Annotated in this window: 19 protein-coding genes and 1 tRNA gene; 10 read left to right on the forward strand and 10 right to left on the reverse strand. The window is 62.6% G+C overall.

Going from position 1 to position 17,506, the window contains the following annotated elements; all coding sequences use genetic code 11:
* Positions 1–54: 54 nt before the first annotated feature.
* From BG60_RS09950 to BG60_RS09970, 5 genes are all read right to left on the reverse strand, one after another.
* The gene (locus BG60_RS09950; RefSeq protein ID WP_034471286.1) at positions 55–2,019 is read right to left on the reverse strand and encodes an HAD family hydrolase; all 1,965 of its coding nucleotides are present in this window, start codon (positions 2,017–2,019) and stop codon (positions 55–57) included.
* A 2-nt stretch (positions 2,020–2,021) separates the two neighbouring features.
* Positions 2,022–3,104, reverse strand: a complete 1,083-nt coding sequence (locus BG60_RS09955) for a glycosyltransferase family 2 protein (RefSeq protein WP_034471288.1) — start codon at positions 3,102–3,104, stop codon at positions 2,022–2,024.
* Between the two features lie 585 nt (positions 3,105–3,689).
* Positions 3,690–4,436, reverse strand: coding sequence for a class I SAM-dependent methyltransferase (locus BG60_RS09960; protein ID WP_051996464.1), 747 nt, complete (start codon positions 4,434–4,436; stop codon positions 3,690–3,692).
* The gene (locus BG60_RS09965; RefSeq protein ID WP_008350748.1) at positions 4,436–5,233 is read right to left on the reverse strand and encodes a bestrophin-like domain; all 798 of its coding nucleotides are present in this window, start codon (positions 5,231–5,233) and stop codon (positions 4,436–4,438) included. Before BG60_RS09965 ends, BG60_RS09960 begins: the two co-directional genes overlap by 1 nt.
* Before the next feature lie 123 nt (positions 5,234–5,356).
* Positions 5,357–5,431: transfer RNA gene (locus BG60_RS09970), tRNA-Arg, on the reverse strand.
* 140 nt (positions 5,432–5,571) lie between these two features.
* Here BG60_RS09970 and BG60_RS09975 point away from each other — a divergent pair.
* Complete coding sequence (locus BG60_RS09975) at positions 5,572–5,889, forward strand: hypothetical protein (RefSeq protein ID WP_008350750.1); 318 nt, start codon at positions 5,572–5,574, stop codon at positions 5,887–5,889.
* 6 nt (positions 5,890–5,895) lie between these two features.
* On the opposite strand, the gene BG60_RS09980 is transcribed toward BG60_RS09975, so the two are convergent.
* Positions 5,896–7,794, reverse strand: a complete 1,899-nt coding sequence (locus tag BG60_RS09980) for a bifunctional sugar phosphate isomerase/epimerase/4-hydroxyphenylpyruvate dioxygenase family protein (RefSeq protein ID WP_033536690.1) — start codon at positions 7,792–7,794, stop codon at positions 5,896–5,898.
* 249 nt (positions 7,795–8,043) lie between these two features.
* Between BG60_RS09980 and BG60_RS09985 the strand changes: the two genes are divergently transcribed.
* Positions 8,044–8,901: a shikimate dehydrogenase gene (locus BG60_RS09985; RefSeq protein WP_034471290.1), complete on the forward strand. Its 858-nt coding sequence runs from the start codon at positions 8,044–8,046 to the stop codon at positions 8,899–8,901.
* A gap of 70 nt (positions 8,902–8,971) precedes the next feature.
* On the opposite strand, the gene BG60_RS09990 is transcribed toward BG60_RS09985, so the two are convergent.
* Entirely contained in the window at positions 8,972–9,652 is a 681-nt protein-coding gene (locus BG60_RS09990) for a TetR/AcrR family transcriptional regulator (RefSeq protein ID WP_008350756.1), read from the reverse strand.
* Positions 9,653–9,783: 131 nt separating this feature from the next.
* Between BG60_RS09990 and BG60_RS09995 the strand changes: the two genes are divergently transcribed.
* Positions 9,784–10,182 carry a hypothetical protein gene (locus BG60_RS09995; protein ID WP_239295192.1) on the forward strand — a complete coding sequence of 133 codons (399 nt, stop codon included), beginning with the start codon at positions 9,784–9,786 and terminating at the stop codon, positions 10,180–10,182.
* Here the strand turns inward: BG60_RS09995 and BG60_RS10000 are convergent, their stop codons facing one another.
* Positions 10,183–11,661 (reverse strand): sensor domain-containing diguanylate cyclase, encoded by a 1,479-nt coding sequence (locus tag BG60_RS10000; RefSeq protein WP_008350760.1) that lies wholly within the window; start codon positions 11,659–11,661, stop codon positions 10,183–10,185.
* A gap of 282 nt (positions 11,662–11,943) precedes the next feature.
* Between BG60_RS10000 and BG60_RS10005 the strand changes: the two genes are divergently transcribed.
* The 6 genes from BG60_RS10005 (at position 11,944) to BG60_RS10030 (ending at position 16,127) form a co-directional block, all read left to right on the forward strand.
* Complete coding sequence (locus BG60_RS10005; RefSeq protein WP_034471294.1) at positions 11,944–12,447, forward strand: YbhB/YbcL family Raf kinase inhibitor-like protein; 504 nt, start codon at positions 11,944–11,946, stop codon at positions 12,445–12,447.
* A gap of 103 nt (positions 12,448–12,550) precedes the next feature.
* Positions 12,551–13,918 (forward strand): MFS transporter, encoded by a 1,368-nt coding sequence (locus tag BG60_RS10010; RefSeq protein WP_034471296.1) that lies wholly within the window; start codon positions 12,551–12,553, stop codon positions 13,916–13,918.
* A 116-nt stretch (positions 13,919–14,034) separates the two neighbouring features.
* Positions 14,035–14,583 (forward strand): type 1 glutamine amidotransferase domain-containing protein, encoded by a 549-nt coding sequence (locus tag BG60_RS10015; RefSeq protein ID WP_008350765.1) that lies wholly within the window; start codon positions 14,035–14,037, stop codon positions 14,581–14,583.
* A gap of 25 nt (positions 14,584–14,608) precedes the next feature.
* Positions 14,609–15,139 (forward strand): DUF4142 domain-containing protein, encoded by a 531-nt coding sequence (locus tag BG60_RS10020; RefSeq protein WP_051996469.1) that lies wholly within the window; start codon positions 14,609–14,611, stop codon positions 15,137–15,139.
* The gene (locus BG60_RS10025; protein WP_008350770.1) at positions 15,136–15,495 is read left to right on the forward strand and encodes a DUF1488 family protein; all 360 of its coding nucleotides are present in this window, start codon (positions 15,136–15,138) and stop codon (positions 15,493–15,495) included. Before BG60_RS10020 ends, BG60_RS10025 begins: the two co-directional genes overlap by 4 nt.
* Before the next feature lie 56 nt (positions 15,496–15,551).
* Positions 15,552–16,127: a glycine zipper domain-containing protein gene (locus BG60_RS10030; RefSeq protein ID WP_034471300.1), complete on the forward strand. Its 576-nt coding sequence runs from the start codon at positions 15,552–15,554 to the stop codon at positions 16,125–16,127.
* A 58-nt stretch (positions 16,128–16,185) separates the two neighbouring features.
* Here the strand turns inward: BG60_RS10030 and BG60_RS10035 are convergent, their stop codons facing one another.
* Positions 16,186–16,437, reverse strand: coding sequence for a hypothetical protein (locus BG60_RS10035; RefSeq protein ID WP_152563196.1), 252 nt, complete (start codon positions 16,435–16,437; stop codon positions 16,186–16,188).
* A gap of 183 nt (positions 16,438–16,620) precedes the next feature.
* Between BG60_RS10035 and BG60_RS10040 the strand changes: the two genes are divergently transcribed.
* On the forward strand, positions 16,621–17,073 hold the full coding sequence (locus tag BG60_RS10040) for a PA2169 family four-helix-bundle protein (protein WP_008350776.1): 453 nt from the start codon (positions 16,621–16,623) through the stop codon (positions 17,071–17,073).
* Between the two features lie 102 nt (positions 17,074–17,175).
* Here BG60_RS10040 and BG60_RS10045 read toward each other — a convergent pair whose 3' ends face one another.
* The gene (locus BG60_RS10045) at positions 17,176–17,397 is read right to left on the reverse strand and encodes a hypothetical protein (RefSeq protein ID WP_008350777.1); all 222 of its coding nucleotides are present in this window, start codon (positions 17,395–17,397) and stop codon (positions 17,176–17,178) included.
* Between the last annotated feature and the right edge of the window lie 109 nt (positions 17,398–17,506).

The raw sequence follows: 17,506 nt of genomic DNA on the forward strand, positions 1-17,506 counted from the left end.
TCGTGCGCGAGCCATTTGCGGCGCTTCTTCCTCTCAGCAATCCAGCTACTTGTTTTAAGTTAGCGCATTCAATACATCAAAACCAGCCTTCCAGAAAGAGCGAGCTCTGCTGAGCGCGATTTCCTCGTTACTCGGCCGGCCATTTTTGACGTCAAGCCGTTCGGCGAGACTCGTTCGTGCGCTGGTGTCGCCTGCAGAATCCGAGTGCGTGAGCGCGCCGAATAACGCCGCCTCGCTCTTGCTCGGACGCTCGACCAGTCGGCTGAACGGCTGCGCCCATGCCGGCGAGATGAATTTCTCGTAGCCGAAAGCCAGGATCGTCGGCAAGACCGTATGCACATATTCGAGCGCGCCAGCTTGAACCTCCGCCGCAAGCTTTTGCACGGAGATGTCTTCGTTGTTCTCCTCGAGTATGGGAACGATCTCGTCTCCTTCACGACGGTATCCCAATGTCGTGCCGTGCGGTGCTACCGTCGCAAACTCCAGAATTTCGACGCCCCCCGCTTGCAAAAGCTCCGTTTCGTGACGGGGATCGCTGTTCTGAACCATGAAACCGAAGTAGGCGTCACTCGGTAGCTGATTGATTCGCACCGATTCGAAAGTCCCGAAATAATAGCCAAACGTACGGAAGTCGCTTCGAGACGTCTGGAGGATACGTGAGAGGCCCCCTTGCATGTTTCCTCCCCAGCCAATGTCAGACACGGCGATTCTCTTGCATCCGATAACTGTCTTCGACAAGTACGCAGATACCAGCGCACGCTGCTCGGCTGCGACGTCCATGAGTTGCGAAAGAAGAATACTGATCAGCCGGTGCATTCGCATGTCGCCGCCTACTACTCGCTCGTCTTCGCTTGCGAAGCCGACCGCCTTTATCGCGGCACGATTACGCGAAACGTCGAGCCCCAGACGTTTGAAATGCTGCTTGACCGTTCTCTCCGTTTTTCCACCGAAAAGATGCCACACACGATCGGGCGGAAAATCGACGAAGCTCGGCAGGAGCGTGGCGGCGCGCGAAATGTAAACGTACTCGCTCGGAATTTTGACACCCATTTGCTCCGCGTACTGCTCATACAGCTTATGGAACAGGTAACTGTCACGCGCGAAGAACAGAACCTTGTCAACGTTGTCCAGCTTCAACTGATGCATCATCCAGATGAAGTAGCCGAGGAACAACGGTCCAAACACCTGTGCGCCGATGTCGAACCATGGCTCCGCCACCTCGCGCTTTCTCTGCATAAGTACTGCCCGCGTCCCGCCGGCGATGAGACTGGCGGTGTGCGGCATGTCCACTGACGACACTATCGGATTCCGTAAGAAATCGGACTCGATGCGGGCGAGATAATCGAAATGCACGCCCTTCACGCCAGCGCGCTTCGCCATTTCTACGTCTGCGTGGAGGTTGTCACCGAAGTGCAGCATGCCCCGCGTCGTGCCGCCTGTCCTTTTTGCAGCGATCGCGAAAAGAGAGCCTTCGTGCTTGCTGGCTCCCTCCTCGCAGGACACCACCAGTTCTATCTTTCCGTATCCGCATGCCTGAATGAGTTCGAGAATGACCGTCGACGGGAGATACATGTCGGAGCAAAGCACCACGGGCTTGCCAATGGCTTGCGCGTATTGCACTAGCTCCCGCATGACTGGGTTGCAACAGACGATTGCCCGCTCCACCTGGAGTTCTACCACCTTGCACCGGTCAACCAGGCGATCCGCTCCCAGTTGCGATGCCAACTCTTCATAGATCTCGTCGTAAGTCACTTCGTAGGAGTTGCGGAGCCTGTAGTACTTCTCGCGCGTCTGAATTTCCGCGAGAAGTCGATTCGCCGGAAACGAGTCGACCATCCCGTAATCCAATTCAGTGTACTCATCGTGCCGCAATTGAGCCGCCACCAAGTCGAAAACGTCAGCAGGTCTTGCAACCAGACGATGAATGAGCGTATCGAACACGTCGAACGACACGATTCCTGCTTCGTCGATCAGACGTTTTGCGTCCTCAAAACTGCAATTCTTGTTTATGCGCCACATATCTATCGCTGCAGGAGTAACCAGGTTTTTGTTCGGTCCACGGCTTGCCGCAAGCCGACCGAATTCGCCGTCCGCAAGAACTGAAGCAAGTAATGAAGTGCGCGGCCAGAGCGCAGCCACAAATAGCCGAGCTTGAACACGTTTCGCACTGGACGACGTGAGACTCTGCCGGACACGTTCGACAGCTCCGCCCCCAAGGCCCCTATGTCGCCGTGTAATCGTTCGAGCATCGCTCGGGACGAGTTGCTGCTTTGCGTCGCGTACCACGACAAGTGCTCAAGAACCGGTCGAATGCTGTTCAGAAACCCAAGGCCGACTGTTCCCGATGAAATGTCGGCTCTAAGCCAGGCATTTCCCAAAATCGTTGCTTCTGCGACGGTCCCGGCAAATGCACGAGCGGCGGCCGAACGGTTTGCATAGGGGCCGCGTACCGAGCTTCGGACGTGAGAAAACACTAGCACCTGCGGAATAACATAGATATCTCCTGCCATGAGCAGACGAAGGTGAAAATCCCAGTCTGACATTCCGCCGAATAGCGAATCGAAGCGAATTTTGGCAACCGCACTTTTCTTTACGAGTAGCTGAATGTTCTTGAACTGATTTTCGACCACCATCGCATTAAGCGAAATAAATCCCGCGCTCATATGCGGCCGCATCAGCTCCGTGCTTTTGACACGCACCACGTTACCGTCGATTTCCTCATCGACGCGTTTTCCCAAAGCTATCACGGCCACCGTTGCCGGATATATTTCCGATAATGTTTCTAATTGCCTAACGCAGATTCCCAGAAAATCCGGGGCCCAGCTATCGTCATCGTCGTGAAATGCGATATGCTCTGCGCCGCTCAGACGCTCCAGCGCCGCGTTCGTTGCATCTTCCGCGCTGAGCTCCTTGTCCAGATGCACTATCTCGATAGCTAGACCGTCGGTGGCTCCCAAGCTTTCCAACACGCGTTGAACGACTCGCGGATCACCGGTATTAGCAATGACGACGTGCCATTTTTTCCACGATTGCCGCATGACGCTTTTCAGCGCTCTACGCAGAAGGACTGGCCGGTCCTTCGTACGCATCACAATCCCGATCATGACGATTCCTTGACCGCTGACTTGTAGAGGTTTCGCGACATCGAGAAATCCGATGCCGAGATGGGACGGGTTGAATTCATAAAGTGCGAACCATTTGCTTTTATGCGCCTTAAGGCCCGAACCAGCCGGATGTCTAACTGGGTCTCAAATTGACGATCCGAGCCATGCGCGATAATTGCCGAAAATCAACAGACGCTTGCCCTTCAGCAGACCTTCGGAATTAACCTTCGCATCTTCCGCTAAGGCCTGAACACTATAAGTGTAATCGCCGATGCTCACAGGTCGATCATGATGCGCTGAATACAACGATGATTTAGGAAATTTCGGCGTTTATTCTGTGATAAATTGTTTTCCGATGTACAGGTTTAGATGCGCAACTGCTATTTGTATAAGCCTATTTATCAGGATAATATCGCGAATTAGATTGCAAACGTCCGAGGTTTTCGGCGCGTCAACTTATCGATCTCGGCGAAAGGCATAGGATTCGCGCATGACACCGCGCGCCGAGGTTCAAACAATGCGAAGAACATCGATCCGCTGGACAGAATGCCAACGCGTTAAGTCAGGGGATTGAACTTGATCCAGTCAGCGCGCCACCGCGATCAACTCGCGGCTCACTTCATCGACCGGCGCGCGGTTCCAGTCTCCGAACCAGTCGATTTTTGCGAAACCCGCATCGGTCAGCAAGCGCGCAAGTTCGTCACGCGTGCGAAAGCGCAGCTCGCTCACGGCGCTCAGCGTTTCCTCCGGCGCATCGGGCGTCGGCATGAAGCGGTAATGCGTCGTGAACGCGACGCGTCCCGTCGAAAGCGGATCGGGCTCGGCGTGCCGCTCCTGCCACACTTCCACCGCGCGTCCATCGGGCGCGCTCACGCATCTCGACGAACGCTCGCGCGTCCAGTTGTCCCACGCGCGCGCCGCCGGATGGCGGCTCTCGAACGCGATCGCGCCGCCCGGCCGGATCGCCCGGCGCGCGGCTTTGAGCGTCGCGAGAAACGCGTCATCGTCGAGAAAGACTTGCGCGACGTGGCCCGTCATCACGAGCAGATCGGCCGCGCCGACGAACGGCAGCGCGCTCGCGTCGCCGTCGATCCACGTCACCTCGTCGCCGTCGGGACGCGAGCGCGCGACGCGCAGCATCTGCGGCGACGGATCGATGCCCGTCACGCGATGGCCGCGCTTGGCCAGCTCGCAAGCCAGCAACCCCGTGCCGCAACCCAGATCGACGACGTGCCGCGCCGATTGCGCCAGCGCGAGATAAAACGCCGTGTCGGCGGCGAACGGATTGAGGACGTCGTAGAGCGCGACGAGGCGCGGATCGTCGTAGAGCATCAGCGGGATTCGTAGGAGAGCGCGTCGCGCATCGGCTGGCTGCCGACCATGATCGGCCCGGTGAACGGCGTATCGAGGTCGAGGATCACGAGCACCGCCGACGCGATCGACAGCGCGCCGAGCATGATCGTCACGAGCGAGAGCGCGTTGCGCGGCGCGATCAGCCCGAAGCACAGAAAGATGATGAGCAGCCAGCCGACGAGAATCCGGTCGAACGGATACGAAATCGATCCGTGCGCCTCCTCGATCAGCTTCCAGCGCAGCGCGATCAGCTGCTCGAAGCGCGCGGCGGCTTCGACCGCGAGCTGGCGATGATAGTCATCGCGCGGAACCAGCAAGCGCACTTCGCGCTGCGCCTCGCTCAGCATGGCGCCGAGCGTGCTGCTCGCGAGACTGTCGTTCTTGTTCGGTGCCTCGACCGCCGGATATTCGCCGGGCGGCCGCGGCTCGCTCGGCCACGTGCTCGCCACCGCCGCCGCCGTGTATTTGCGCAGGAGTTGCCGCGCGTGACCGAGTTCGGCGCCGTAGTCGCGCATCGTGCGATCGAGTTCGATGATCGAGGACGCGTAGCTGCGCATGTCGTTGTTGGTCGTGTCGAAAACCGTTTTCGCCGATGCGGTCAGAAGGCCGAGCACGAGCGCCGCGAACGTGACCAGCATGCCGACGAGCAACTGGACCAGTTGCACCGTCTCCTGCGCCTTGTGTTCCTCGGGCAGAAGCGGCCGCACGATCGCGCCGATGCCCGTGCTGGCCAGAAGGAGAACGAAGACGAGCACCGCGGATTGAATTTCCGTCATGAGCGCGCGAGCCGTGATGGCGTGACCGGAGTGGACGCATTATCGACGGGAAAGCGCGCGCGGTCCAATGCGGACCGGATACGGCGAAGAAAAAGAAGGGGGAAAAACGGCGTGCGGGAATCGTGGTCCCCCCGGCAGGAATCGAACCTGCATCTAGCGCTTAGGAGGCACTCGTTCTATCCATTGAACTACGGGGAGCGGACCGCGCAGGGCCGACAGCGTCGGCGAAGCGAGCGCAGAGTATAGCAAACGCTTTCGTTCGCCGCGTATCCGAAAAATCGGCGAAAACCAGGGTTTGCACCTATCAAGTTCCGCCTGATCGCGCCGCCATCGGAGTAATGGACCCATTTCCCGATACAAAGCCGCAGGGCGCGTTTTCGGCGTTGCTGGCAGACCAAGACCTGACGCACCTCGAACTGGTGCTGCGCCGTTCATTGTCGTGCGATCTCGGCGGCCCGCTGCTGCCGCCTTCGTACTGGCGCGAGCGGCTCGCATCGATCACACGTCGGTCACATCTCTCTCATACGCAGATCCAGACCGTGCATCGGCTGTTTCTGCACATCGACGCGTTCGAGGCCGCCGGCCGCGCCCGCGAAGAAGAACTCAGGCGCGAGCGTGAACTCGCCGCGGGCAGCGGAAAAACCGCAAGCGCCTGAGCGTCTTCAGGCCGACTGACGCGCGCGCTGTTGCGCGTGCGCGGCGAGCCGCACCGCCGCGTTGGCCGCGCCGTAGCCGTCGTAGCCGCCGCGCCGCTCGATCACTTCGAGGAAGAAGCGCTGATCGAGCTGCTCCGTGTACGCATGGAAGAACTCGCCGCCGCGCTCGTCGCGGTCGTAGAGGATATTGTGCTCGCGCATCTGATCGATCTGCTCGTCGGGCAGGCCGAAACGCGCGACAAGGTCGTCGTAGTAGTTGCGCGGGATTCGCAGGAATTTGACGCCATCGGCTTCGAGGCGCGGAATCGCGTCGAAGATATCGGGCGTGCTGAACGCGACGTGATTCAGACCCGAGCCCCGATACGTCGACAGCGACTCCGACACCGCCGTATAGCGATCCATCGACGCATTCAGCGCGATTCGCACCGAACCATCGCGGCTTCGCACCGCGCGGCTGCGCACGAGCCCGTACGGATCGGGCACGAGCACGGCGGGCTCGGTCTCGAAACCGAACGCGCTGCGAAAGAAAAGCACCCAGGTATCGAGCGCATCGGCGGGAAGCGACAGGCACACGTGATCGATGCGCGACAGCGGGCCGACTTCGTACGGCCCGTCGATGTCCGTCAGGATGAAATCCGATTCCCACAAAGTCGGGCCGCCTTTCGCTTCGTCGACGAAATAGTCGAGGCTGCCGTCGGGCGACTGCACGCCCGGCACCACGCGCTCGTTCGGACCGACGCGCCCCGAGAACGGCTGCGAGCCATACGCGGCGGCGCGCTCGAACGCCTGCTTCGCGTCATCGACGTGAAACGCCGACGCGCACAGCGACAAGCCGTGCTTCTGGAAGAACGCGCTCGCGAAGGAATCGGCCTCGGCGTTCAGCACGATCGAACCCGCGCCATGCCGATACAGCGCGACATCCTTCGAGCGATGCTTGCCCGCGAGCCTGAAGCCGAGCCGTCCGAGCCATTGCGACAGATGCTCGCGCGTCGAATCGTCGACGGCGAATTCGAGGAACTGAAAGCCGATGTGTTCGGGCGGCGCGGGCGGATTGAACAACTCCGGCGGCACGGCCTTGCCTTCGGAAACCAGCAGCTCGCGCGTCTGCTCTTCCAGAAAGCGCAGCGAGCGATAGCCGTCCGCCGCCGTGATCGCGGTCGGCGCGGCGCGAAAGCCGTCGTTGAAGATTTCGAGCGACAGCGGCCCCTTGTAGCCCGCTTCCAGCACGCGCGCGGTGAAGCGTGCGACATCGAACGCGCCTTGCCCCGGAAAGCACCGATAGTGACGGCTCCATTCGAGCACGTCCATCGCGAGAATGGGCGCATCGGCGATTTGCACGAACGCGATGCGCTCGCCCGGAATCGACGCGATCTCGTCGACGGAATCGCGGATCGACAGCGTGTGGAACGTATCGAGCGCGAGGCCGAGACTCGGATGATTCACGGCATCGACGAGTTTCCACGCGTGCTTGTACGAGTTGACGTAGCGGCCCCACGCGAGCGCTTCGTACGCGACGATCACCCCCGCTTCTTCCGCGATTTTGGCGAGCACGCCGAGCTGGTCGACGATGAGCGCGTCGTCGCGAATCGTATCCGGCGACACGTTGCTGCAGACGAGAATGCGGTCTGTGCCGAGCTCGTGCATCAGCTCGAACTTGCGCTTCGCGCGCTCGACGTTGCGCGCGAGACGCTCGGCGCTCACGCCGTCGAAATCGCGGAACGGCTGAAACAGATAGATCTCGAGGCCGAGATCCGCGCACATGCGGCGCACGTCGGCGGGCGTGCCGTCGAAATACAGCAGGTCGTTCTCGAAGATCTCGACGCCGTCGAATCCGGCGGCCTTGATAGCGTGCAGCTTCTCGGGAAGCGTGCCGCTGATGGAAACCGTCGCGATGGAAGTGCGGATCGAACGCAGCATCGCTGCCTCCTCGTTGCAATTCAGTGAATGCGGGATGGATCGAGCGGTGCCTTCCAGTGTAGGACGTCCGCATGGCGAACGCGCGCAATCCATGTCATTCTGCGAGATAATAACAAACTAACTAGACCGTACAAATCAGTGGAAACACGAACCGACAAGCCTCGCGCGGGCGTTCACACTGCGACGTATTCATCTCGCACTGCAGCATGCAGTGCTCATCCATGCCGGAGCGCTCGCATGACCAACAAGACTTCGTATCTCATCGGCCTGATCGGATCGGGCATCGGCGGCTCGCTCACCCCCGCCATGCACGAAAAGGAAGGCAGCAACCTCGGACTCAATTACGTCTACCGGCGCATCGACCTGCAAGCGCTGGAACTGGAGCCGTCCGCCCTGCCCGATCTGCTCGATGCCGCCGAGCGCATGGGTTACGACGGCCTGAACATCACGTATCCGTGCAAGCAAAGCGTGATCCCGTTGCTCGATGACCTCGATCCCGACGCGCGCGCGCTCGGCGCGGTCAACACCGTCGTGCTGAAGGACGGCAAGCGCATCGGCTACAACACGGACTGGTCGGGCTTCGCGCGCGCGTTTCAGCGCGGTCTGCCGGACGCGCCGCTCGAACGCGTCGTGCAACTGGGCGCGGGTGGCGCGGGCGCGGCCGTCGCGCACGCGGCGCTCACGATGGGCGCGCGCGAACTCACGCTCTTCGATTCCGACGACGCCCGCGCGGCTTCGCTCGCCGCCGAGCTCGCGGCGCGCTTTCCGGATCGCGTCGTGAAAAGCGGCGGCGACTTGCGCGACACGCTCGCCGGCGCGAGCGGCCTCATCCACGCGACGCCGACCGGCATGGCGAAACTGCCCGGCCTGCCGTTGCCGGCCGAGTATCTGCACAAGGAACTGTGGGTCGCGGAAATCGTGTACTTCCCGCTCGAAACCGAGCTGCTGAAAGTGGCGAAGGCGCTCGGCTGCCGCACGGTGAGCGGCGGCGGGATGGCGGTGTGTCAGGCGGTCGATGCGTTGCGCATCTTCACCGGGCTGGAGCCGGATGCCGAGCGCATGTTCGCGCACTTCCAGAGCCTGCTGGAACGCTGATGCATCGGCAGCAATGAAAAAACGGCGACCTCGCGAGAGCGTCGCCGTTTTTGCTTTGCGCGCGGGGAAATCAGCCGTCGCGCCGCATGAACCGCAGCACCGCATCGACGATCATCTCGCGATGACGCGCACGCGAGCGCGCGCCCGACGGATCGCGCCCGAACGCCGCGCCCCAGGTATGACGGTTCGCCACGCGATGAAAGCAGAACGAGCTGATCATCAGATGCAGGTCGATCGGATCGACGTCTTCGCGAAACTTGCCGGCCGCGACGCCACGCGCGATGAGATCTTCGATCGTCTTCACGACCGTCGAATTGCGCGCCTTGAAGGTCTTCGATTGTTCGATGTACTTCGCGCCGTGGATGTTTTCGATTGTCACGAGCCGCACGAAATCGCGATGCTTGTCGTGATAGTCGAACGTGAAGCCGACGAATTCGCGCAGCGCTTCCTCCGGCTCCATTTCCGCGAGCTGCAATTCCTGTTCGAGCGCGCGGATATCGCCATAGACCTGCTCCAATACCGCTTCGTACAGCCCTTCCTTGCTGCCGAAGTAGTAATACAGCATGCGCTTCGTGGTGTTGGTGCGCTCCGCGATGGCATCGACGCGCGCGCCCGCGAGTCCCATCGCCGAGAACTCCTGCGTGGCGATGTCGAGAATGTTCCGCTTGGTCTCCTCAGGATCGTACTTGCGCCGCCCCTGCTCCGTGGTCGACGAGGGCGCGGCGCTAGCGGCCTTGCTTCCTTTTTTCATTTTTCTGTCTGAGAACGGCGTTGAAAATCGATTCTAGCACGCGATATTGACGCATCCTCGCCATAACAGACGTTGCGCACGGAGGGCTTCACCTATAATTTTTTGACCCCACGAACAAAGCGAAAAATCACATGCCGACGAAGCGCTCGACCCTACTCGTTCCCGCCGTTCTGACCACATGGTGCCTGTGTGCGATGGCGCAGACCGCGATGCCGCCGGGCCATCCGTCATCGAAGGAACTGGCGGCTGCGGAAGGCGTGATGACGAGCGCGAACATCGCTCGGGGCGCGGCGGATGTCTGTCATATCGACGCCGCCAAGGTCGCGCGCTTCAAGAACGTCGTGCGGACAAGCTATCCCGACGCACCCGATTTCGATGGCGAATGGAAGCTCGGCCTTGCGCAGGCGCAACCGACCGTCGATCGCTTCGACAAGCTGAAGACGAGCAATCCCGCCGAGTACAAGAAGCAGATCGGCGAAGCGTGTCCGGCGCTCAGCCGCGGCATCGACGAAGTCACACAGTCGCAGTGATCACTCGCTCGCGCCGTCGTAATGCGCGCGCTTTTCCGCGTACATCGCGGCATCGGCGCGTTGCAGCATCGGTTCGAGACGCTCGCCTTCGTGCGCGGTGGCCGCGCCCGTCGCGAAGGAAAGCGGATTGCCCGAATAGAACTGATTGTTCACTTCGAGCAACTGGCGAATGCTCTCGATGACCGTCTCGCCGCCGCGCTCGTCGGTGCCCGGCAAGAGCACCATGAACTCGTCGCCGCCGATGCGCGCCGCCTGGAACGGCTTCTCCACCGCCTTGGCGAGCACTTCGCCGGCGCGCCGCAGAAGCGCATCGCCGGCGGCGTGGCCGAGTTGATCGTTGACGGCCTTAAGGCCATTCACGTCGATGGCGATCGCCGTCACCGGGAACGGGCCTTTGCGTTCGAGACGATTGATCTCATCGATATAGAACGAGCGATTCTTGAGCTTCGTGAGCACGTCGTGCTTGCCGAGAAACTCCAGATACGCCTCGGCCTTCTTGCGCGCGGTGATATCCGTCAGCGCGACGAGCACGAGATCCCAGCGCGCCTCGTGCCCCGGAAACACCGAGAACTGCAGATGCACGTGCACCTCGTGGCCTTCGAGCGAATAGTTCAGCACTTCGCGCTGCTGGAAGAGCTTGCCGTCCCACAAATCGATGAGCTGTTCCTGAAAGTACTGTTGCATGTCGTCGCGGAACACATCGGACAGGCGCGCGAGCAGCGTCGCCTTGTCGGGCGCGGCGAACATCCGCAGCGTGTGCTGATTGACGTCGAGAACGTGAATCTCCTGCATGCAGCGCTCGACGAACTCCGGGTGCACGTTCGTGAAAGTGCGAAAGTCGACGATGCCGCGCTCGCGCACATCGTCCAGCAACGACTTGACGGAACTGAAATCCTCGACCCACAGCGACACCGGCGAATGCTCGAAGAGCCCGCGTGCATAGAGCTCGCTCGCGGCGGCGCTGCGGCGCATCGCTTCGAGCTCGGTGATGTCCTCGATCGTGACGAGCACGCGGCTCCATGTGTCCTCGTGTCCCGGCAGCACGACCGCCTTGAGCAGCACGTCGAGACGCTTGCCGTCGAGCGTGTAGTTGACCGTCTGACTGACGAAGCGCGATTGACCCGCCCAGAGTTGCTCGAGTTCGTCGACGTGCGTGGTGAGCATGTCGTCGCGGAACACGCGATCGAGGTTCTGCACGAGATGATCGACATCCTTCGCGTGAAAGAGCGACAGCGTGCGCCGGTTGACCTTCACGACCCGAATGCGCGACGAGCACTCCGCGATACGCCCGGGATTCTCCGCGAGAAACGACCGCAGATCGGCGACGCCCGCCGCGCGCCAGCGTTCGAACTGCTCGCGCACGGCGCTGAAATCTTCGAGCCAGAGCGAAACGGGCGCGAGCTCGAACATGTCGGCGTCGTCCGCCGGCATGCTCGCCGGCACGAATTGACCGGCAGCGCGGCGCGGGTCGTTTGGCATGGTCGTCCTTTCGGCTCGCGCCGGCTGAATTCATCTCATTATTGTAACGCGCGTCGTATTTCGAGGGCTCGATCGCCCGCTTCCGGCCGTCTTCGCGCATTCCGTCCAGCGGCATTCGCGCTCATGCGGGATATCGGGGGCGGATGCTACACTCGACTGGCTTCGTCCTTGCCGCCTCGGGCACGTTTGCTGCACCAGCTCACGCGAGGCTCGCGGCGCCACGCAGTCCGATGCGCCGTGCCGCATCCATCCACATCGCTATAAGAAGGAGGCTCGACTCTCATGGCTGATTTCCGCATCTGGTCCGACGAATTTCCGGCGAACGGCTTCATGACGCGCGCGCAGGAATTCGACCAGCAGGCCTTCGGCGGCTCGGGCGAGAACGTATCGCCGGCGCTGCAATGGGAAGATCCGCCCGCCGAAACGCGCAGTCTCGCGCTCACCGTCTACGATCCCGACGCGCCGACCGGCAGCGGCTTCTGGCACTGGATCGTCGTCAACATTCCGCCCGACGTGCGCTCGCTGCCGCGCAACGCCGGCAAGGCCGACGGCAGCCTGCTGCCGCCAGGCGCGCTGCAGTTGCGCAACGACTACGGCACGGTCGGCTTCGGCGGCGCGGCGCCGCCGCGTGGCGACAAGCCGCATCGCTACATCTTTCGCATCCACGCGCTCTCGGCGGAAAGCCTGCCGCTCGATGTCAACGTGACCAATGCCGTCGCGCGCTTCATGACGCATCTCAACGAGATCGATTCGGCAACTTACACCGGCCTCTACGAACTGAAGTAAGCACGCGGGCGAAGACGCGGCCCCGCGTGGCGGCGTCTTCGTCCTGGCCATTCGAAAAAACGGCGCGACACACGATGCGCCGCCCGCCACTTCCCGCCCATCGATGGACTCCGATAAAGGTCTGCCGCTGCCCCAGCGATACTGGGCCATTGCCGTCGTCGCGCTCGGCATCACGCTCGCGGTGCTCGACGGCGCCATCGCCAACGTCGCGCTGCCGACCATCGCGCGCAATCTGAACGCGTCTCCCGCCGACTCCGTCTGGATCGTCAATGCGTATCAGCTCACGATCACCATATCGCTGCTGCCGCTCGCCTCGCTCGGCGACCGCATCGGCTACCGGCGCGTGTACATGACGGGGCTCGCGCTCTTCACGCTGTCGTCGCTCGCGTGCGCGCTGTCGGGCTCGCTCGCTGCGCTCACCATCGCGCGCGTCGTCCAGGGCTTCGGCGCGGCAGGCATCATGAGCGTGAACACGGCGCTCGTGCGCATCATCTATCCGCAGGATCAGCTCGGTCGCGGCGTGTCGATCAACGCGACGGTCGTGGCGATCTCGTCGGTGATCGGGCCGACCGTCGCGTCCGGCGTGCTTTCGGTCGCGACGTGGCCGTGGCTCTTCGCGATCAACGTGCCGATCGGCGTCGCGGCGTTCGCGATCGGCTGGAACGCGATGCCGCGCACGCCGGGGCATCGGCAGCCGTACGACTACATCAGCGCGATCATGAACGCGCTCTTTTTCGGCCTCGCGATCGTTGCCGTCGACGGCATCGGGCACGGCGAGCATCGGCCGTATCTCGTCGCCGAATTCATCGCGACGGCGGTCATCGGCTATTTCTTCGTCAAGCGGCAACTGACGCAAAGCGCGCCGCTTCTGCCCGTCGATCTGCTGCGCATTCCGGTGTTCGCGCTGTCGGTCGGCGCGTCGGTGTGTTCGTTCTGCGCGCAGATGCTCGCGTTCGTTTCGCTGCCGTTCCTTTTGCAGAACAATTTCGGCATGGGCCAGGTCGAGACCGGGTTTCTGATGACGCCGTGGCCGCTCGTGATCGTGTTCGTCGCGCCGCTCGCGGGCGTGCTCGCGGACCGGTATTCGGCCGGCCTGCTCGGCGGCATCGGTCTCGCGATACTGACCGTCGGACTCGTGCTGCTCGCGAGCGTCGGCGCGCATCCGACGGCCCTCGACGTCGCATGGCGCATGGCCGTGTGCGGGCTCGGCTTCGGGCTGTTCCAGTCGCCGAACAACCGTCAGATGCTCGCCTCCGCGCCGCGTCATCGCAGCGGCGGCGCGAGCGGCATGCTCGGCACCGCGCGCCTCACCGGTCAGACGCTCGGTGCCGCGCTCGTCGCGCTGATCTTCGGCGTCGCGCCCAAGCAAGGCCCGGTGATCGCGCTCGGCGTCGCAGCCGTGTTCGCGGCTGCCGCAGCGGTCGTCAGCGTGCTGCGTCTGACGGGCAAACGCAGCGTCGAGCCCGCCTGATCCGCCCTTCCCGCTCAAGGCCGCCCGGCCGTTCCGCTGGGCACAGCCTTTGCTGAACTTCGACCATGGATTCCGCACGCGCGGAAGAGTCGAAATCAGCAATAAGGAGTGTGTTCATGGCCAATTCCCTCAACGGTTGCAAGGTCGCGATTCTCGCCGTCGACGGCTTCGAGCAGGCCGAACTCGTGGAACCGCAACGCGCGCTCAAGGAAGCGGGCGCGCAGGTGGACGTCATATCGCAGAAAGCCGGTCAGATTCAGGGCTTCAAGCATGTCGACAAGGGCGACAAGGTCGATGTCGACGTGACCTTCGACGCCGCCAATCCCGCCGACTACGACGCTATCGTCCTGCCGGGCGGCGTCGTCAACGGCGACGCGATCCGCCTCGACGCGAAAGCGCAAGCCTTCGTCAAGGACGCCGACCGCGCGAAGAAGCCGATCGCAGTGATCTGCCACGGCGGCTGGCTGCCGATCTCGGCTGGCATCGTCGCGGGCCGCACGATGACGAGCTGGCCGAGCCTGCAGGACGACGTGCGCAACGCGGGCGGAACGTGGGTCGATCAGGAAGTGCAGATCGACGGCAATCTCATCACGAGCCGCAAGCCCGACGATATTCCGGCGTTCAACGAGGCGCTGATCGACGCGCTCGGCAAGGCGCGCGCGTGAGCGCATGTTCATCGGAGGCCCGCCGATGCCGAAATACTTTCCATCCGTGACGCGCGTGATCGTGCTGTCGCTCGCCGCTGCTTTCGCGCCGCTCTCGCAGGCACAGACGCCAAGCGAGAAGCTCTCGCCCATCGATCAGCAATTCCTGCAGGACGCGGGTCAGGCGGGGGCGACCGAACTCACGGCGAGCAAGCTCGCGCTCACGCATGCGAGCGACCGGCAGGTGCGGGAGTTCGCACAGCGAATGATCGTCGATCACACGAAGCTCGCGCGCAATCTCGACGTGCTCGCGAAGCGTCACGGCATCACCGCGCCGCCCGTCGCCGATACCGCCGTGATCGGCAGCCTGCAAAATCTCCAGGGTGCCGAGTTCGACAAGGCCTATATTGAAAAGGTGGCCGTGGGCGGGCATCAAAAGGCCGTCGAACTGTTCAGAAAAGAGAGCGAAACCGGCAACGACACCGCGCTGAAAGCCGCGGCGACCAAGGCGTTGCCGATCATCAGCCATCACTACGAGATGGCGCAGCAGCTCGCAAAAGCGAAGGCGGCGTCATGAGGATCGCGCACGTCGCCGGTCGCGCCGCCTTGCGTTCCGTTTCCCGTCCCGCTTATGAGGACTCGACCATGCACATCACGTTTGCCGACGAACCGCCTGTCTACGACGGCGACGATCTCGCGATTCACTTCGCCGCGCTCATCGACGGCGAGCCGGTCGTCTGCTCGATCACCGCCGAAGCCCTCGAAGATCACTTCGGCGCGAAATCGCCGCGCGAGGACGATCTGCTCGCCGCGTTCGAACAAGGCGCGTCGCGCATCCGCGCGGTGTGCGCCGAAGTGCTCGACGACAACGGCGGCCAGCCCGCCGTGCTGAGGAGCGGATTGTTCCGCGTCGCCGGCCTGGAGCCGGAGTGAGCGGCCTTGCCGTCTGAACGACGCATTCCCAAAACCCAAGCCAACAAGGAGGGAACATGTCCCTGATCATTGCGGGCCGATTTCAGACTTTTCGCGCGGCCGAAACGGCAGCGCAGAAGCTCTTTGCGCGCGGCTTCCTGGAAGAAGACGTGACGCTTTTCTTCGTCAATCCGAGCGGCCAGCACGCACGCCATCCGATCGGCGGCGATGTCGGCACCGATGCGGGTGCGAGCGGCGCGCCCAAGGGCGCCGGCAAGGGCGTGACGATCGGCGCGGTGGTCGGCGCGGTCATCGGCGCCGCGATCTTCGCCGTCTTCAAGGCGCCGCTGCTGGTTTCGGTGATCGCGGCGGGCGTCGGCGCGTACGTCGGATCGCTCGTCGGCGCGATGTCGCATACGAAGAAGAAGCCGCACGGCGCGGCGCAAGCGGAAGAGCCCGCGCGTCATGCGGGCGTGCTGGTGGCCGTGCACGTTTCGCCGGAAACGCACGATCAGGCCGCGGCGGTGCTGCGTGAAGCAGGCGGAATGGACATCGAACGCGCGTCGGGCCGCTGGCAACAAGGCCGCTGGAGCGACTTCGATCCGCTGAAGCCGCCGCAACCGGCTGGCGAGTTCGCGCAATCGCGCGTGTGATCGTAGTTTCGCGCCGTATCGATGAAACGCCCGCTTCGTGCGGGCGTTTTCGTCTGTGCTAGACCCAGGGCGCGCTCGGCCGATTCGGCTGCACGTTGGCGCGAATGGCGCAGTCGGCCGGCAGCACGCGCCCCTTCTCCGCATGTGCGACGGGCGGCTCGCAGATGCGTCCATATTCCGCGCGCGAAACGTGTGCCGAGCGCGCGTGCGCGTCGATGCTTTCTTGTCGGACATGCAAGGTCAGCGCCGATGCGGCGACAGCCGCCAGCACCAGAAACTCGCGATGCGCGAGCCGGTTGAAAAATTTCACTACGTTCTCCTGTTGCCTTGTCGTGCGCACGTCCCGAACCGGTCGCGCGCTGTAGTGCGGTGACGGCAGCAAGGCGTATGCCGCGCGGCCCGCGATCGGGCACGCCGCGTGCGTCATGAATCCGCGAGCCGCATCCCGCAGGGGTTGCGCAGTGGCAATGTCCTAACGAAAAGGAGGTCTCATATGAGCACGAATGTCGTATCGGTACTCAACGATCTGGTCGAAACCTCGAAGGACGGCGAAAAGGGTTTTCTCAAGGCCGCCGAGGATACGCGTGATCCAAGCCTCAAGCTGCTGTTTCAGAATCGCGCGCAAAAGTGCGCAGAGGGCGCGCGCGAATTGCAGGACATCGTTGCACGCCTGGGCGGCAAGCCCGAAACCGGCGGATCGGTGTCGGGCGCGCTGCATCGCGGCTGGGTCGACGTGAAGTCGGCCGTAACCGGCCATAGCGATCACGCGATCCTCGCCGAATGCGAGCGCGGCGAGGATGCAGCGAAGAAGAATTATCGCGAGGCGCTCGACAAGGACCTGCCCGCCGATGTCCGCGCCGTGGTGGAGCGCCAGTATCAGGGCGTGCTGGAGAACCACGACCGCATCCGCGATCTGCGCGATCAATACGCAGCCGCGAAGTCCTGATGCTGACGCGGTGAAGCACGCGGCCCGGCTTTCCGGGCCGCTTCGAAAGCAAACGGCCGCACGAAGCGGCCGTTTGTTCGTCAAGCGACAGTACGACGCGGGTTACTGCGGCTGACCCTTGTCATTGGTGCCGAGCGCCGAAGCCGCTGCCGCTGCGGATGCGCCGTGCAGCTTATGCGCCTTGTTCTGCTGATGCAGATTGGTGCCCTTCTGCTTCTTCGCCACCGGCGCCGAGGCTGCCGCATCGGAGGCTGCCTGGGCGAATGCCGTCGTCGAGAATGCCAGCGCGAGCGCGCCGATCAATGCCATCTTTTTCGTCTTCATGAAGAGCTCCTTTTTGCCGGGGCCTCTGAACGCCGGGCTACTGCGCATTCGTGAGCCGCCTGTTTGAGTGTCGACCTGAACGGCCGTCTCGTTTTTGAGTTTCGAAGTG

Source organism: Caballeronia zhejiangensis, from assembly GCF_000698575.1.
GTDB lineage: Bacteria > Pseudomonadota > Gammaproteobacteria > Burkholderiales > Burkholderiaceae > Caballeronia > Caballeronia zhejiangensis.

What these genes read in the sequence shown, in the direction of transcription:
- BG60_RS09950 (WP_034471286.1), bottom strand. Translation starts at nt 2,019, where the DNA reads ATGTGGCGCATAAACAAGAATTGCAGTTTTGAGGACGCAAAACGTCTG.
- BG60_RS09955 (WP_034471288.1), bottom strand. Translation starts at nt 3,104, where the DNA reads ATGATCGGGATTGTGATGCGTACGAAGGACCGGCCAGTCCTTCTGCGT.
- BG60_RS09960 (WP_051996464.1), bottom strand. Translation starts at nt 4,436, where the DNA reads ATGCTCTACGACGATCCGCGCCTCGTCGCGCTCTACGACGTCCTCAAT.
- BG60_RS09965 (WP_008350748.1), bottom strand. Translation starts at nt 5,233, where the DNA reads ATGACGGAAATTCAATCCGCGGTGCTCGTCTTCGTTCTCCTTCTGGCC.
- BG60_RS09975 (WP_008350750.1), top strand. Translation starts at nt 5,572, where the DNA reads ATGGACCCATTTCCCGATACAAAGCCGCAGGGCGCGTTTTCGGCGTTG.
- BG60_RS09985 (WP_034471290.1), top strand. Translation starts at nt 8,044, where the DNA reads ATGACCAACAAGACTTCGTATCTCATCGGCCTGATCGGATCGGGCATC.
- BG60_RS09990 (WP_008350756.1), bottom strand. Translation starts at nt 9,652, where the DNA reads ATGAAAAAAGGAAGCAAGGCCGCTAGCGCCGCGCCCTCGTCGACCACG.
- BG60_RS09995 (WP_239295192.1), top strand. Translation starts at nt 9,784, where the DNA reads ATGCCGACGAAGCGCTCGACCCTACTCGTTCCCGCCGTTCTGACCACA.
- BG60_RS10000 (WP_008350760.1), bottom strand. Translation starts at nt 11,661, where the DNA reads ATGCCAAACGACCCGCGCCGCGCTGCCGGTCAATTCGTGCCGGCGAGC.
- BG60_RS10005 (WP_034471294.1), top strand. Translation starts at nt 11,944, where the DNA reads ATGGCTGATTTCCGCATCTGGTCCGACGAATTTCCGGCGAACGGCTTC.
- BG60_RS10010 (WP_034471296.1), top strand. Translation starts at nt 12,551, where the DNA reads ATGGACTCCGATAAAGGTCTGCCGCTGCCCCAGCGATACTGGGCCATT.
- BG60_RS10015 (WP_008350765.1), top strand. Translation starts at nt 14,035, where the DNA reads ATGGCCAATTCCCTCAACGGTTGCAAGGTCGCGATTCTCGCCGTCGAC.
- BG60_RS10020 (WP_051996469.1), top strand. Translation starts at nt 14,609, where the DNA reads ATGCCGAAATACTTTCCATCCGTGACGCGCGTGATCGTGCTGTCGCTC.
- BG60_RS10025 (WP_008350770.1), top strand. Translation starts at nt 15,136, where the DNA reads ATGAGGATCGCGCACGTCGCCGGTCGCGCCGCCTTGCGTTCCGTTTCC.
- BG60_RS10030 (WP_034471300.1), top strand. Translation starts at nt 15,552, where the DNA reads ATGTCCCTGATCATTGCGGGCCGATTTCAGACTTTTCGCGCGGCCGAA.
- BG60_RS10040 (WP_008350776.1), top strand. Translation starts at nt 16,621, where the DNA reads ATGAGCACGAATGTCGTATCGGTACTCAACGATCTGGTCGAAACCTCG.
- BG60_RS10045 (WP_008350777.1), bottom strand. Translation starts at nt 17,397, where the DNA reads ATGAAGACGAAAAAGATGGCATTGATCGGCGCGCTCGCGCTGGCATTC.